General features: G+C 44.7%; 1 pseudogene. It reads left to right on the top strand.

Annotated features, from left to right (window positions below):
• Positions 1–1,489 (top strand): annotated as a pseudogene (locus tag MKL33_RS09870) (hypothetical protein); the annotation flags it as partial.

Raw genomic sequence — 1,489 nt, 5'->3', positions numbered from 1 at the left:
TGGTAGTAGTGTGACGACGATTGTGACCTCTTCAAGTGTTTCAGCTAATTCGGATTTATCCAATGTAACTGCAAATGACATTGTTTCTATTAATGGTAATACTACGCTCACTTTGGCACAAAAACAGGTCTTTTTGGATTATGTTCAAGGGTGGAGTAAATCTAATATTTCTTCAGGTATCGCCAGTAGTGCGGTTGGGGTCATCAATAATGCAACAGGTGTAGGCAGTAGTGCCGTTGGTTTTAACAATACAGCAAGCGCAACGAATAGCAGTGTCTTTGGTAGTTATAGCAAAGCCACGCATACAGGCGCAACGGCTTTAGGTAACGACTCTGAAACTGACCGAGACAACAGTATTTCGGTTGGTAAAGCAGGTGCAGAAAAACAAATTACCAATGTTAAGGCAGGTACAGCCGATACTGATGCAATCAATAAAAAACAACTAGACAGCGAAGTTTTAACCTTAAATACAAGGATTGATAATTTACCTACAGGCGGAAGTACGCCAATCGCCAGCGATAATTATGCTCATACTTCAACCGATACCGCTTTAGGTTCAGCCAAAGGTTCAGCACATGCAACGACAACCACGCCAGGAAAAATTACCGCAGTCGGTGGCATCACAGTTACTACAACGGGCGCGGGCACAAGTCTGGATGATATTGACTCCTTTACAGCCAATGGTGTCGCAATAACCAAAGCAGCCAACCCAACCGCAGTTGCAGCGTTTATCAATGCAGCCAAAAAAGGCGGAAATATAGCGGTTGGTAGTTACAGTAGTGCAGTAGGTACAGCAAATATTGCATCGGGTAGTTATAGCAGTGCGGTGGGTTATGTGAATACCGCATCGAGTCATTATAGCAGTGCGGTGGGTTATCTGAATACCGCATCGGGTCAAAGTAGCAGTGCGGTGGGTTATGTGAATACCGCATCGGGTAGTGCTAGCAGTGCGGTGGGTTATAACAATAAAGCATCGGGTGGTTTTAGCAGTTCGATGGGTCATATAAATGAAGCACTGGGATCGGGTAGCAGTGCGGTGGGTACGTTAAACTTTGCTAAAGGTCAATATTCTACTGCAATGGGTATGGAGAACTATACTCAAAATCAATCCAGTGCTGCGGTTGGTACACGGAAAATACCAAATCAGGCACTTACTCCTTTTGTAACAGGTGGTGTGATTACTTCGGTAAATGGCATCAATGTCACTGGTACAGGAAGTAGCCTCAATGATATTACTCATATCAATGGTACAGCCGTAAATGCAACGGAGCTAAATGCCTTTTTAGAACATTTGATTTGGGGTGGCAATCTTGCTTTAGCCGATGAAAGTAGCGTATTTGGTGTGGGTGGTATTACAACGGGTAACCGCTCAACCGCCATTGGTTTTGACTCTTTGGCTGATGAAGCCAATACTGTTTCAGTCGGTCGTGCAGGCGCAGAAAAACGGATTACCAATGTTGCAACCCCAACCAAAGCGACGGATGCAGCC

It is taken from the genome of Acinetobacter sp. AOR43_HL, assembly GCF_027854635.1.
In the GTDB taxonomy this organism is placed as follows: domain Bacteria; phylum Pseudomonadota; class Gammaproteobacteria; order Pseudomonadales; family Moraxellaceae; genus Acinetobacter; species Acinetobacter pittii.
Note: the sequence above shows the minus strand (reverse complement) of the source record. Positions and strands in the feature narration are given on the sequence as shown.